This window comes from Enterococcus sp. 12F9_DIV0723 (assembly GCF_002174375.1).
GTDB classification, from domain to species: Bacteria; Bacillota; Bacilli; order Lactobacillales; family Enterococcaceae; genus Enterococcus_A; species Enterococcus_A gilvus.
In genome coordinates, this window is the sequence record NZ_NIBK01000001.1 from 1,615,416 (window position 1) to 1,629,132 (window position 13,717).

At 38.2% G+C, this 13,717-nt stretch carries 18 protein-coding genes; 12 read left to right on the plus strand and 6 right to left on the minus strand.

Features of this window, described 5'->3' with window-relative positions; all coding sequences use genetic code 11:
• From A5868_RS07700 to A5868_RS07750, 11 genes are all read left to right on the plus strand, one after another.
• Nucleotides 1-411, plus strand: a 411-nt coding sequence (locus A5868_RS07700; RefSeq protein WP_140404351.1) for an ABC transporter permease subunit, incomplete at its 5' end; no start/stop codon positions are given.
• Nucleotides 395-1,390 carry an ABC transporter ATP-binding protein gene (locus tag A5868_RS07705; RefSeq protein WP_086303919.1) on the plus strand — a complete coding sequence of 332 codons (996 nt, stop codon included), beginning with the start codon at nt 395-397 and terminating at the stop codon, nt 1,388-1,390. The genes A5868_RS07700 and A5868_RS07705, both read left to right, overlap by 17 nt.
• Nucleotides 1,387-2,067, plus strand: a complete 681-nt coding sequence (locus A5868_RS07710; protein ID WP_086303917.1) for a TIGR04283 family arsenosugar biosynthesis glycosyltransferase — start codon at nt 1,387-1,389, stop codon at nt 2,065-2,067. Before A5868_RS07705 ends, A5868_RS07710 begins: the two co-directional genes overlap by 4 nt.
• Before the next feature lie 12 nt (nt 2,068-2,079).
• A complete protein-coding gene (locus A5868_RS07715) occupies nt 2,080-3,075 on the plus strand; it encodes an aminoglycoside phosphotransferase family protein (protein WP_086303915.1) in 996 nt (331 codons plus the stop codon).
• A complete protein-coding gene (locus A5868_RS07720; protein WP_086303913.1) occupies nt 3,068-3,733 on the plus strand; it encodes a TIGR04282 family arsenosugar biosynthesis glycosyltransferase in 666 nt (221 codons plus the stop codon). Before A5868_RS07715 ends, A5868_RS07720 begins: the two co-directional genes overlap by 8 nt.
• Nucleotides 3,730-4,584, plus strand: coding sequence for a nucleoside hydrolase (locus tag A5868_RS07725; protein WP_086303911.1), 855 nt, complete (start codon nt 3,730-3,732; stop codon nt 4,582-4,584). The genes A5868_RS07720 and A5868_RS07725 overlap by 4 nt, the downstream gene beginning before the upstream one ends.
• A gap of 56 nt (nt 4,585-4,640) precedes the next feature.
• Nucleotides 4,641-5,315: a TVP38/TMEM64 family protein gene (locus A5868_RS07730; protein ID WP_086304448.1), complete on the plus strand. Its 675-nt coding sequence runs from the start codon at nt 4,641-4,643 to the stop codon at nt 5,313-5,315.
• Nucleotides 5,316-5,450: 135 nt separating this feature from the next.
• Nucleotides 5,451-6,575 (plus strand): helix-turn-helix domain-containing protein, encoded by a 1,125-nt coding sequence (locus A5868_RS07735; protein WP_086303909.1) that lies wholly within the window; start codon nt 5,451-5,453, stop codon nt 6,573-6,575.
• Nucleotides 6,568-6,780: a PLD nuclease N-terminal domain-containing protein gene (locus tag A5868_RS07740; RefSeq protein ID WP_010780867.1), complete on the plus strand. Its 213-nt coding sequence runs from the start codon at nt 6,568-6,570 to the stop codon at nt 6,778-6,780. Before A5868_RS07735 ends, A5868_RS07740 begins: the two co-directional genes overlap by 8 nt.
• Nucleotides 6,777-7,712 (plus strand): ABC transporter ATP-binding protein, encoded by a 936-nt coding sequence (locus tag A5868_RS07745; protein ID WP_087654140.1) that lies wholly within the window; start codon nt 6,777-6,779, stop codon nt 7,710-7,712. The genes A5868_RS07740 and A5868_RS07745 overlap by 4 nt, the downstream gene beginning before the upstream one ends.
• Complete coding sequence (locus A5868_RS07750) at nt 7,709-8,473, plus strand: ABC transporter permease (protein WP_086303892.1); 765 nt, start codon at nt 7,709-7,711, stop codon at nt 8,471-8,473. The genes A5868_RS07745 and A5868_RS07750 overlap by 4 nt, the downstream gene beginning before the upstream one ends.
• A gap of 139 nt (nt 8,474-8,612) precedes the next feature.
• On the opposite strand, the gene A5868_RS07755 is transcribed toward A5868_RS07750, so the two are convergent.
• Both A5868_RS07755 and A5868_RS07760 read right to left on the minus strand, forming a co-directional pair.
• Nucleotides 8,613-8,930: a hypothetical protein gene (locus A5868_RS07755; RefSeq protein WP_086303890.1), complete on the minus strand. Its 318-nt coding sequence runs from the start codon at nt 8,928-8,930 to the stop codon at nt 8,613-8,615.
• A 97-nt stretch (nt 8,931-9,027) separates the two neighbouring features.
• A complete protein-coding gene (locus A5868_RS07760; RefSeq protein ID WP_086303888.1) occupies nt 9,028-9,297 on the minus strand; it encodes a hypothetical protein in 270 nt (89 codons plus the stop codon).
• 332 nt (nt 9,298-9,629) lie between these two features.
• Here A5868_RS07760 and A5868_RS07765 point away from each other — a divergent pair, with 332 nt between their 5' ends.
• Nucleotides 9,630-10,904 carry a glycoside hydrolase family 73 protein gene (locus A5868_RS07765; RefSeq protein WP_086303899.1) on the plus strand — a complete coding sequence of 425 codons (1,275 nt, stop codon included), beginning with the start codon at nt 9,630-9,632 and terminating at the stop codon, nt 10,902-10,904.
• Between the two features lie 83 nt (nt 10,905-10,987).
• Here the strand turns inward: A5868_RS07765 and A5868_RS07770 are convergent, their stop codons facing one another.
• The 4 genes from A5868_RS07770 to A5868_RS07785 all read right to left on the minus strand — a co-directional run bounded on the left by A5868_RS07770 (nt 10,988) and on the right by A5868_RS07785 (nt 13,680).
• Nucleotides 10,988-12,064, minus strand: coding sequence for a PQQ-dependent sugar dehydrogenase (locus tag A5868_RS07770; RefSeq protein ID WP_176281298.1), 1,077 nt, complete (start codon nt 12,062-12,064; stop codon nt 10,988-10,990).
• 284 nt (nt 12,065-12,348) lie between these two features.
• Nucleotides 12,349-12,570 carry a hypothetical protein gene (locus tag A5868_RS07775; protein WP_010780860.1) on the minus strand — a complete coding sequence of 74 codons (222 nt, stop codon included), beginning with the start codon at nt 12,568-12,570 and terminating at the stop codon, nt 12,349-12,351.
• Between the two features lie 86 nt (nt 12,571-12,656).
• The gene (locus tag A5868_RS07780; RefSeq protein WP_086303884.1) at nt 12,657-12,977 is read right to left on the minus strand and encodes an AzlD domain-containing protein; all 321 of its coding nucleotides are present in this window, start codon (nt 12,975-12,977) and stop codon (nt 12,657-12,659) included.
• On the minus strand, nt 12,970-13,680 hold the full coding sequence (locus A5868_RS07785; protein WP_010780858.1) for an AzlC family ABC transporter permease: 711 nt from the start codon (nt 13,678-13,680) through the stop codon (nt 12,970-12,972). The genes A5868_RS07780 and A5868_RS07785 overlap by 8 nt, the downstream gene beginning before the upstream one ends.
• Between the last annotated feature and the right edge of the window lie 37 nt (nt 13,681-13,717).

Below are 13,717 nucleotides of genomic sequence, written 5' to 3' on the forward strand. Positions count from 1 at the left end.
GGAACTTTTTTTGGGATCATTTTGATTCATACATATTTTTGTTTGCCTTATGCAATGCAGATTTTGCTTGAGAGTTATCGTCAATTAGGGGAAGGGTATCAATTGACTGCGGAAAGTTTAGGTGCTAAACCTTGGACGATTTTTTGGTCTATCACCTGGCCGTTAATGAGACCTGGATTAACGACTGCTGCCAGTTTAGTATTTATTGTTTCTTTTAGCCAATATTTACCGACTTTTTTTATTGGCGGAGGAAAAATCATCACTCTGCCATTATTGCTTCTTCCTTACGCGAATAACGGCCGTTTTGGATTAGCGTCCATGTACAGTGTAGTATTTTTGTTATGTACGATGCTAGGTGTATTTATTTTAAAAAAGGCAATTGGAGGAGTCACGTATGGGACTGAGCGTTAAAAATATACAGTTAAATTACGGAAAAAAGGAAATAATACGTGACGTGTCTTTCGAGGTGAAGGCTGGGGAAATAGTTGCGCTTTTTGGACCGTCAGGGTCAGGGAAAACTAGTTTGCTCAAAATGATTGCAGGAATTCAACCTGTTTCAAAAGGAAAAATAGCGTTTACGGATGACTTCACGCAAGATAAAACGTTATTAGTTTTTCAAGATTTTTGGCTATTTCCTCACATGACAGTCGTAGAGAATATCTCTTTTGGGTTGAAGGTACGTAAATTCGCTAAAGATAAAATAGCAGAAAAGGTCGAAAAAATCATTGAAGTGTTTGACCTGACAGGATTAGAAAAACAGTATCCTGATCAACTATCAGGTGGGCAAAAACAGCGAGTAGCATTGGCACGGGCGGTTGTACTTGAACCTAAACTGTTGTTATTGGATGAGCCCTTTGCCAACTTAGATCAACAGTTGAAAATAACTATGCGGGAATATTTAAGAAGACTGCAAGAAACGTATCAGTTTAGTATTATTTTAGTCACTCATGATCGTGACGAGGCCTTTCAACTGGCAGATCGTATGGTGATTCTATTGAAGGGTGAAATCCATCAAATTGATGAGCCTAAAGAAATTTATTACCACCCGGCCGGTCGTCTTGTAGCTGAAGCCATTGGAGAAACCAATCTTATCCGAGGGGTAGCCCAAAAGGATATTTTCCAAGCTGAAAACGTTGAGTTAAGAGTGCACAACCCAAGGAATATACAAGGGGAATCGTTACTCTTTATTCCGATCGGAATGGAAACTTCGATTCAAAACAGTGGGGCTCTAGCATTTGTTAAAAGGTGTGAGTGGACTCCTAACGGTCAACAAGTTTTACTTGAGATTGGAAACACAGAATGCACATTGACCAATCTTTCAGAAAAAGTCACTGCTGGAGAAGAAGTTTATTTAACTTTTTCTGAAACGTTAACGGTAATGCGGCTATGATTTCAATTATTATTCCGACATTGAATGAAGAAAAGAATATTTCACATTTGCTACGACAGTTAACACAATTGAGGAGTTCTATTTCTTATGAAATCATTGTTGTTGATGGGGGCAGTCAAGATCAGACATGTGAGGTAGCCAAATGCTATGCAACCGTTTATCAGCTGAAAGAAGCGAACCGTGGTGCGCAGTTAAAATTGGGTGCTGAGAAGAGCGGAGGAGAAATTTTATGGTTTCTGCACGGTGACAGTAGGTTGGAAACGACTTACTCTATTTTAGAACAAATACAGGCAGCATTAAACAATGAACAATACAGTGCTGGTTTTTTTAAACTTGCTTTTGATTCAAAGGAGCGGTTCTATCACTATCTGTCCTTTTCATCTAATTTACGGGCTCGTTATCTCGGACTCATTTTTGGAGATCAGGGATTGTTTACCACGAGAGAGAACTATGAGAAAGCTGGCGGTTTTGAATCAATCGCGTTAATGGAGGATTGGCGATTGAGTCGAAACCTAAAAAAATTTGGGCTTTTTTATCCATTGCCTGTTAAATTAACTACCTCTAGTCGGAAATTTCGCAAAGGAAAAATTCGGACGCATCTAAAAATGCATAAAATAAAATTACTCTATTTACTAGGAATGTCACCTGAAAAATTGGCGCAACGATACTACAAATAACAAGGAGCAGCGATGTTAGAAAAAATTAAGGACTACTTAAACGAAACGTGTCTTGTTGAGCAACTTCAACTGAAATCAGCATTCACCGTTGCGTTTTTAGCACAAGGTGAATACAATCAGAATTTTCTTATTTCTGATGGAACAAGCAGTTACGTCTTTCGCTTGAATTATGGAAGTCAACTGCAATTAGATAACCAGATACGTTATGAATACCGTGCATTAAAATGGCTTGAAAGATCTGGAAGAACGCCAAACGTGTTTTATGTAGATGATACCTGTCAATTTTTTTCGCAAGGATTGCTGATTATGGAGTTTTTAAATGGAAAGCCGTTAAATTATCGCGAGGATTTAAAAGAAGCTGCACGTATTTTTGGGAATATTCATAAACAACCAATTGATGAGGATGCTGAAAAGATCTTTGTAGAGGAAAAGGGAACGATACTATCCGCGCGTGTGACAGAATGTCAGAAATTATTGGAACCAGTCCTCAAAAGCGATGTTGTTCCATTAACAGCCAAAAAGCAATTAGTGAAAGCATTGAATTGGTGTGAAAACAATACTCACCAACAAGACTTTTTCATCGACTTGGATCATTGGTGTATCAATAATACGGAGGTAAACTCCCACAATTTTATTATTGGCGAAAAGGGTTTTCTCATTGACTGCGAAAAGCCGGTGATTAGCCATCCAGTTCAAGATATTTCACAATTCTTAGCATCAACGACGACTCTATGGCGAAGCAACTTAATCCTGAAGCAAGAGGAGAAGAAAGAATTTTTCACGCGATATTTGGTTGAAACAGACTTTGACCGCACACAATTCGAGGAGGCGCTTAAAATTTACCATCCATACTTAATGCTCCGTGCGCTCTCTTGGTCAGCAATGGCTTATGATAGTTATCAAAAGGACACTAAAAAACTGAAAAATCAGGAAATTTTTGATAAAGTATCCAGCTATCTTGACGAGCAGTTTTTACGTCATGCGTTAAAGGAGCAAGTGTTTGAATAAAAATGCGTATGTTTTGTTTACTCGCGTTCCGGTTCCAAATAAAGTTAAAACTCGACTGCAGAGTGTACTTAGTGGAGAAGAGGCCTGTGAGATGCAGCACGCTATTCTTTTAGATTACTTTGTGAAGTTTGAAGATTTAAAAGAACAAGGGATAGATCTATTCCTTGCTTATTCAGATGAGGGGGATCCTTCGCAACTATTGATAGATTTGCCCAAGGCATTTAATCCTTTCCGGCAAAAGGGTAAAACGATTGGACAGCGAATGGACCATGCAATGACGTCTCTTTTTACTAAAGGGTATGAGAAAGTTGTATTGACTGGTAGCGACATTCCTAATTTGAATAGTAATACGATCAAATCTGCATTTGAGCAAATGACGGATATCACTTTTGGTCCGTCACCGGACGGCGGGTATTATTTGGTTGGTTGTAACAAACATATCGAGTTATCTCGTATTTTCGAGAAGAAAATCCCTTGGGGGGAAAAGCACGTGCTAGGTGAAACATTGAAGAATTTAGCAGATTACGAGGTGACTTTACTGCCTGCTATCAAAGATATCGACTTTCCAGATGATTTAAAAGAAATTCAACACGACCTAAACGATGAAAATTTTTACTTCTGTCAATGGTTGGAGAATAATAGAGGTGTATTGGATTGAGAAAAATAATTTTTGACTGTGACAATACCTTTGGCTTAGAAAATCACGACGTCGATGATGGGTTGACACTCTTTTATTTACTAGGTGCAGCAGAAATAGATCTTCTTGGAGTGACTCTGACCTTTGGAAATGGAACGCTTGAAGAGGTCGTCCAGATGACGAAAGCACTTCAAGAAAAAGTGGGGATTCATTTTAACTATCATTCAAAGAATCAAGCAGATTTTTTAGTAGAGATGATCAACAAATACCCTCACGAGGTGACAATCCTCGCAACAGGAGCATTGACAAATATATTAGAGGCTAGCATGATCGACCCTGAATTTTTTATGAAAGTACAAGAAATTGTTTTGATGGGCGGGACGACGGAGCCTTTAGTAGTCAATCAGCGTCCTGTCTCGGAGCTGAATTTTTCTTGTGATGCCGCAGCAGCGAAGAAGGTACTACTTAGTCAGGCGAAGATCACTATCATGAATGGGCACATGACTGCTCAAGCCTTTTTTTCAAAAAAGGATCTGAGTAAATTCATAAAAACTGCAGAAAGTCAGATAGAACAAGGAGCCTTAGAATGGGTAAGCGAGACATTAGAAAAATGGATCAATTGGAATGAGCAAATGTTTGGTTTCTCAGGGTTTTGTAACTGGGACATGACCACTGCCGTTTATCTAGAATGCCCGGAGTTGTTTAGTCATGAAAAATATTGCTTATCAGCGACACAACCTGATCTTACAATTGGAAGGATCTCATTAGCTGAACAATCCTCCTATATAGTAAAAATGCCGAAAAGCATTCTCGACTTAACGGAATTTAATCATATAGTTATTCAACGAATGCTTGCAGGCTTATTGAAATAAGCAAGTATTTTATGATAAATGGCGTTCACAAAATGCTAGAGTGGAAAGGAGCACCGTTGAAAAAAATTATACTATTTATTTTATTGGTTCTTTTTGTGATCTTTCTAGGCTATCAGTTTGGTTTAGTGAGTTTGCTGACAGATATTGAAAGTCTTAGAGCGTATCTGGAAAGCCTTGGTTGGTGGGGATATGTGCTCTTTATCTTACTGTCAGTTCTTGTAGCAGTATTTCTTTTGCCAGGACAATTCTTAGCGATTGTAGGGGGCCTAGCATATGGTGGCTTTGTAGGTGGATGCTTGACCATTATTGGTGCTTCATTGGGTGCAAGCATTTCATTTATTATAGGAAAATATGTTGCAAGAGAATACATTTTGCAACGCTTTGGAACAGATCCTACTTTTCAAAAAATAGAAAAAGGCGTTCAAGAAAATGGCATCGCCTTTTTGATTTTTACCCGACTAGTCCCAGTTTTTCCTTTTGCCATTCAAAGCTATGCCTATGCGATGACACCAATGAGTATTCGTAAATTCAGCATAATTTCTTTTTTGACAATGATGCCTGCTAGTTTTATTTATGCTTTTATGGCATCAGAGATTGCTTCAAAAGGAATATCTGGAACTTTACTGGTAGAATTATCTATCGCAGGAATTCTTTTAGCGCTTCTCGCATATCTACCAAAGAAAATCAGTAAAAAATTGAATCGACTGAGTTCAGAGTATAAAAATGATTAGGCATTCTAAAGACCAGAGCGGCTGCTCTGGTCTTTTTGTTTCCCATTGGTTGATTTTTTAGCGTATAAGTTAACAATAACTCCATTGTTTTCTTTTAGTACTCATTTTAAAATTGGTATGAAAGGGGAGAGTAGAATGGAAATGAGTATAGGAAAGATCATCTCAGAAAAACGCAAAGAAAAAAAGATAACGCAGCAAGAATTGGCAAATTTTGTAGGGGTATCAAAAGCTTCTGTTTCAAAGTGGGAAACGGGGCAAACATATCCAGATATTTCACTGTTACCGCTCTTAGCTGCCTATTTCGACATGACAATAGATTCGCTTTTAGCCTATCAGCCACAACTGGAGAATCATGAAATACAGCGAATATATGCCACATTAAAGGATGGATTAAATACAAAAGAACCGGATGAGATGTTACTTCTCATTCATAGATTGATACGAAGGTACTATTCGTGCTATCCATTCGTCTTACAGATGGGCATGTTTCTATTGAATCATGCAGACTTGCTGCCAGGTGAAGAAAAACTTCCGACATACACCAAAGAAGCTCAAAAATTATTCATTCATGTTCGAACACAATCAAAAGATCCTGAATTAATTACGCAAGCTTTAAAATATGAAGCCTATACCGCGCTTGTACTACAAGAATTCGACAAGGTTTTATCCATGCTTGGAGATCGTGCGCCTATGTTGTTTCCGGTGGAAAGCTTGATCGCGGCTGCTCAGCAACAAAAGGGAGAGGCAAGTCAAGCAGTTGAAACGTTGCAAAGTGGAATTTATCAATATGCAGCATTGTTCATGAGCTTTTTCACGAATTACTTGCAGTTACTGACTGATGATCCTAAAAAATTTACTGAAACAGTCTCACGGGGAAGTCAATTTGCAAAGATTTTTCGATTCAGCTCGCTGCATCCAGTCTCATTGATGAATTTTCAACTATCTGCTGTTTTCGGCTATGCGAAAATGGGCAATGAAGAAGCCGCTTTGCAACTATTAGGGGCTTTTCTCGAGGTCATGAAGGAGACAGAATTCCCTGTTGTCTTGCACGGGGATGCCTATTTTGATCAAATCAATGAATGGCTAGATCAATCAGAAATTGGGACGCAACTCCCCAGAGATTCTATGAAAGTTCAAGAGAGTTTGACTGATGCAATCATCGATAATCCCGTCTTTAGTCAATTCAAGGAGCAAGAGAAATTGCAGAATATTTATAGTGAATTACGTGCCATAAAGAAGGAGCATTCAAAAAATGAATAATTTAGATTTTTTCAGAGAAAATTTACCGATTCTATTGCCATTCGTGCTTCTTGAATTACTTTTAATGATCACAGCAGTTTGGCATGTACTAAAACATCCTAACTATCGATTCGGGAACAAAGCAGTGTGGTTATTGATCGTGATCGTTTTTCAGATTATTGGTCCAGTCTTCTATTTTGTATTTGGAAGAGGGGATGATTTATGAATATTTTGGAACTGCATCAAGTCTCAAAAAAGTATGGGTCAAAATATGTCTTAAATAAGTTAGATCTCCATGTTCCAAAGGGTTCAATTTTTGGGTTCGTAGGAGAAAATGGCGCTGGAAAGACAACCACAATGAGAATGATCCTCGGCTTAGAGGAAAAAAGCAGCGGAGAAATTCTTATTAAAGGAACTCCGGTTACTTTTGGGGACAATGAAACGAATCGTTATACGGGTTACTTACCTGACGTGCCAGAATTTTACGACTATATGTCTGGTAAAGAGTATTTAACTTTCTGCGGGCAACTTACTGGGATGAAAAAAAAACAGTTGTTGACGAAAGTTTCCGAGTTATTATCCTTGGTAGGTTTGAAAGAAGATAAAAAGAAAATTAAGGGATACTCCCGTGGTATGAAACAACGTTTAGGAATCGCACAGGCTTTATTGAATGATCCAGAGCTATTAATTTGCGACGAGCCTACTTCAGCCTTGGATCCAGGTGGACGAAATGATTTTTTAGAGATGTTAGCAACATTAAAAGGGCACACAACAATCGTATTTTCTACCCATATCCTGAATGATGTCGAACGTATATGCGATCACGTGGGAATCTTGGATCAAGGGCAGTTGGTGCTCAGTGGGTCTTTAGCAGAACTGAAGCAGCAATACGCAAAAAAACAAATTGAAATCGAATTCAAACAAAATATAGAGTTGCAAGACTTTACGGAAAAACTCGAACGATTAAAAATTCAGCAGCAATTGAAAGGCTACTCTTTTAACCCACAAAAAAACCAATACCTTTTAGAATATATACAGCCCTACGAAAAAATCGCACCGCTGCTTTTTAAACAATTCGAAGACGCGCAAGTCTTCCCGAAAATAATCAAGAAAATAGATCCGTCGTTAGAAACGATTTTTTTGGAGGTGATAAAGTGAAGAATTTATACTTTTTTACTAAAAAAGAAATTGTTGAAAGTTGGCGGACTTATCGTTCTGCGATCGTAATTCTGATATTTTTGATTTTTGGGCTAATGAATCCCTTATTGGCTAAACTAACTCCTGAGATTGTTAAACTGACAGTGGGTGAGGCGATGGCTAAGACAATTCCTGAACCTACTTCACTTGATTCTTGGACGCAATTTTTTAAGAATGTTAATCAAATTGGTTTGATTGTAGTGGCATTGATATTTAGCGGAACAGTCAGTAATGAAGTGAGCAAAGGAACGCTGATTAATCTTGTTACGAAGGGGCTCAGAAGAGGGGCGATCATTGGTGGAAAAATAGTGAATCTGCTATTTCAATGGAGCATTAGCTTTCTTGTAGCCTTTCTAGTGACCTGGGGGTATACCAACTATTACTTTGACGATAGTAAAAGTTCTCATCTTTTTCAGGCTGTCTTTCCTGTGTGGCTTTTTGGAGTTTTCCTAATGAGTTTGATTCTTTTTTCTTCTACCATTGCTCGTAATAGCTATGAGGGCTTGCTAGTGACGGGTGGAGGGGTCGTTTTACTCCTATTGTTGAGTCTCTTTGACAATCTTAAAAAGTACAATCCAATCTCATTGGTGACGCAAAATCTTCTGTTTTTACAGCAGGGTCCAGCTTTTGAGAAGTATGTACCAGCAATGGTACTAGCATTTTTACTTTCTCTGATATTTTTATTGTTGAGTACGCTCGTTTTAAATAAAAAAAAATTATAAGAAAGCCCCAGGTTTATTTCAGTATCTTGTCTCATCTGCAAAGTTTAGTTTTATAAATAGAAAGAAAAAGGTATGCCGCAATCTGAGGGCATACCTTTTTAAAATCATTTGCACCATTAAAAAGTCGAGGGGCTGATTATTAAATAAATAAGTAAACAACCGAATAGATATAATAGGCTAATAACAACAAAGCAACAATGCAAGAAAGTTTAGTTAAGACACCGCCACGTGCGGGTTTTGTAGACTTGCGAGATTGTCGACGAGTTGTTTCTACGCCTACAGTATCTGTAATTTCTTGTTTCGCGGGACGTAACAGTACGATCGCAAGCAAATCAATGAATAACAATCCTTGTAAAACGATGCTTACGATAAACGTAATTTGATCTCCTCTAACCATTCGGAATAAGAATAGGACGATCATCAGAAGATCGAATAGTAATGTCAATAAAAGCGCCATAACAAAGCTCCTTTGAATAGGTTGGAATAAACAAGATTTATTATAGCATACAACGACTAAAAGAATAGTGGATTATTGTGAATGTTCGTCCACCCTGTCAGTGTTTGTGATTCAAAAAAGAATAGATCATCCAATAGAGCATAAAAGCGAGAAGCGATATTAGCATCAAAAGAGCAAGCGCCCATGCGCCCTCAACAGGTTGATAATGGTGGTAGTTCATGAGTAAGTAGATAGATAAAAAAGTCGGGATCAGGGAAAAGTATAAATGGATCAATACGCGATCTTTTTTAAACAAATAAAAATAAATGATAGTCATCACAATGAAAATTAAATAAATGATCCCTGAAACGGCATTGCCAATATCCATAAGTTTCCCTCCTGAAGGCCATTATATCAAAATCAGCGCCCTCGACAAATAACAAAAAAATGAGAATTACTAATTTTAATTAATGAGGAAATCCTTTCTCATCGAGAAATACTGAACATAAGAATAATCACGTTGTTAATCCCTAATAATTCTTTCTTTATTTTAAAAAAAATGGAAACATTTGAAAAAAGCCGGGAATATCACGTTTTTTAATCGTTAGAATCCAACTAAAAAATTTTACTTTGTGATTAATATTTGTTAGTTTATATAGAGGGGAAATAAGAAAGATATTAATTGTAACCGTTTTTTAATAGTTGCTAGAGGGGGATGACATGGATTATAAAAAACTACTATGTAGTGTGATGTTATTAGGAAGTATAGGCCTATCAACAGGTGTGGCCTACGGAGAAGAAACGACGGATTCAACCAATAAAACAGAAAGTTCATCGATGGTTGAATCATCGAAGGTCTCAGAGGAAACAACGGAGACAACTTCAACAGAAAAAACGAACGAAACAGTCGATTCAGAAACAACCGAAGCCAGTTCGAGTGAGCAGCCGCAGGCGAGTGAAGAAAATGAATCAGTGGATGAGCAGGAATTTGATGAATTAGGAAATTTACAATTTCATCATCCTATTCGATTCGAAGATTTCACTTTAGCGCCACCCGCTTTTCGAGCAGCGCGTTCAGCTGTAAATACACAACAGGCGTTTATAAACCAAGTAGCGCCTTCAGCAAAGTCTTTAGCAAGTTCAAATAATCTCTACGCTTCTGTAATGATCGCGCAAGCAATCGTTGAAAGTGGCTGGGGAGGAAGCGACCTTTCCAGATCGCCTAACCACAATCTCTTCGGTATAAAAGGAATGTACAACGGTCAATCAGTAACCATGCCAACATGGGAATATAGTGAAAAAAATGGCTGGTATCAGATCAACGCCAAATTTAGAAAATACCCTTCATTCAAGGAGTCTTTGGGCGATAATGTAACTATTTTGAAAACTACATCGTTCTCAGCAGGCAATTATTATTATTCTGGTGCTTGGAAAAGTAATACTAAATTGTACAAAGATGCGACTGCCTGGTTAACGGGACGCTACGCAACTGCGCCAAATTATGGTTCTACTCTAAATAATGTCATTGAGACCTATAAGTTAACCCAGTATGACTCTGGTGGAAACAACGGTGGCGGTTCGACGCCAGCACCTGTACAAACCAATGCAATGTATCGTTTGTACAATCCAAACAGTGGGGAGCATTTTTATACGGCCAGTACAGGTGAACGAGACAACGTTAGAAAAGCAGGATGGCGTTACGAAGGAATCGGTTGGCAGGCGCCAAAGAGCGGTACACCTGTTTATCGTCTCTATAACCCGAATGCAGGAGACCATCATTACACACCGATTGTCTCCGAAAAGAATCATTTAGTAAAAGTCGGTTGGCGTTATGAAGGAGTAAGCTGGTATTCAGGTGGCAGCAAGCCACTGTATCGCCTGTATAATCCAAATGCAAAAGCAGGCGCACATCATTACACGTTGCTTCAAAGCGAGCGAGATAATTTGATTAAACACGGCTGGCGCAATGAAGGAATTGGCTGGTACGGACAATAAAATAATGATACTAAAAAAAATCTTGATGAGAGCCTTCATCAAGATCTTTTTTGCGAGAAAACTGCCTGCTTAATCTAGTGATGTTAATCAAGTGAGGACAACGATACCTTGACCAGACGATCGTCTTGATTGTCTGGAGACCCGCGACCATCATGATTATTTGTTACAAAATAGAGGGTATTTCCATCGATGAAGACATCTCTTATGCGGCCAAATCCCTTGACAACTTGCTTTTCTTCCTCCGAGTCTAGATCAAAACGTAAAATAGCAGTTCCGCGTAGCCCTGCTACGTAAAGGGCTTCATCCTTATAAGCCATTCCTGAAGGAGCCCAGGTCTGACTATTTCCAGAGGTGAAAAGCGGGGACTCCATTCCGTCACGCTCTTCTGCGCCTTCAATGTCAGGCCAGCCATAATTCCTGCCTTCTCTGATTCTATTGATCTCATCATTCGCGCTTGCCCCATGCTCGCTTGCATACATCGTCTCATCAGAAGACCAAGTTAATCCTTGTGCGTTTCGATGGCCATAACTATAAAAATAGGAATTAGAAAAGGGATTATCGTCGGGAATAGACCCATCGAAATTTAGACGTAGAATTTTTCCAGCTAAAGAATCTCTGTCTTGCGCTAAGTCGGGCTGAGAGGCATCACCAGTTGTCGCGTATATCTTTTTATCCGGGCCAATTTTAATTCTTCCGCCGTGATGCGTACTCCCGCTAGGAATACCATCTAATAAAACTGCTGTTTCTTGCCATCCGTCATTTGCTAAGGTCAATTCTACAATTCTGTTCAGCCGATTCCCGTTGTCTTCATACGTATAATAGGCAATGCCTTTTTGTGATTCTGAGAAATCAGGATAGAGCACAAAACCCAAAAGTCCCGCTTCAGAAGCAGAGGATAGGGGACGTTCCAAAGAAACGGATTGACGTTCCACCTCACCATCAGAGATTTTTGCAATCGTTCCTCCTCGTTCACTAATATAAAAAGCTTCATTGTGACGTTCAATCGACCAAGGAATAGCTAAATTTTCTGCAATGACTTCTGCTTCTTGTCCATCAGATTCTCTTGTGCCAGACAACTCTGAAACAGTCGCTGAGTCTTCGTTCCCGCAGCCGCTTAAAGCTACAAATAGCATTCCTAAAAATAACAGTTTCTTTATCATTCCTTCTTCCTCCTAGAATATTAAAATCTTAAGTGGCTCGTAATTATTAATTTTAACCTATCATTATTTTGGACTGGAAGTAAAAAAATATGCTTTAAATAAAAGCATGCAAGGGATTGAGCACACAAAAAAAGACAAAGTATCCTACCCGCATAAGCAGCTATAACTTTGTCTCTTAAGAGTTACCATGAAATCATAAAAAAGAACATCAATGTTTTCATGATAAAAATTATTGTTTTAGTGAACACCAAAATTTAACATACCATAAACTCGTTTTCTGTACCCTAATTTTCAACGTCTGAAATTTCTGAAATAACAAAAAAACTATGAAGTTTATCAGTAGAATAATCATATTTTTTTCCAATTTCACATAGCACCTGCTGATTCGACTCTAGAACTACGTCACTTCCGTCATACAAACTATCCGTTGGGAGCAGAATTTCGAAAGGTTTTTTGTCATCCAACACCAAGGGCTTTTGAAAGAAATATCCAGCAATCTTTTTCATGAGAATTACTCCTTTTTCTATTATTTGTTATATATTACATCAGCTATTCTAGTAAAACCAGAAATAAGCTCTATAACGGGTGTAATTTAAAGCAACCGCAAAAGCGCCATTCCAAGAACACCTGTTAATACGATTTTCATGAGGTCATTTGTACGAATACCAACAATCAATGCAGGAATACACGCAAAAATTTCTGGAAAACGCAATGTAGGGAAATGACCTGTTTGGAAATTCAGTAAACTTTGAAACAATAGCGCTGTCAAAATCGTCATTGGTAAATAACTTAAAAATTTTTGGAAAGTTGGCGGCAAAGTGAGCGCTTTTGTTAAAACGAAGGGCAGTACACGTGGTACCCAAGTGACCAATGCACATCCTAACAAAGTTAGTAAGTAATAATTATTATTCATCACGTATCAACACCCCCGATAAGCAGCCTAGTAATGTCGACAAAATAACAGAAAGTTCAGCAGAAACAAAACGCATCAAAAGAAAGAGGCTGATGATCGTTACTGCCAAAATGGTCCATGTTTTATTTTTTTGCCTTTTTAAGGGTAATTGCACTTGGAACAAAAACAATCCAAGAAACATCGCAGTCAATGCAAAATCAAATCCAAAAATAGTAGGATCAGGAATAAAATTTCCTAACAGTGCACCGATAACGGTAGAAAGAATCCAAATAAGGTAAGCTGTAAGATTCAATCCGTGCATCCACGAACTATTGACCTTTTTTTCTTGTGCAAGCGTGGACATCAGTACGCCGTAGGACTCATCAGTCAACAATGTTCCAATAGCAATACCATTTATGAGTGAATCATCTTTAAAATAGTGGGCAACAGAAAGACTCATAAGCAAATGCCGTAAATTAACAAGAAAAATAGTAAAGACGATCGATAAAATAGGCGCACTTAGTAAAAGCAACCCGCATAAAATAAATTGCGCACTTCCCGCATAAACGACAGTAGACATCAAAAAAATCTGCCAAATAGCAAGATGAGCGGATTTTCCGACGATTCCCATCGCGATACCAATTCCTAAATACCCCATAATTGTGGGGATACAAGCTTTAACACCATCAAAAAAACTGGGGTTTTGAACAATACGATTATCCATAATTTTTCCTCTCATTTGGTTTTAATCATATTAGAAC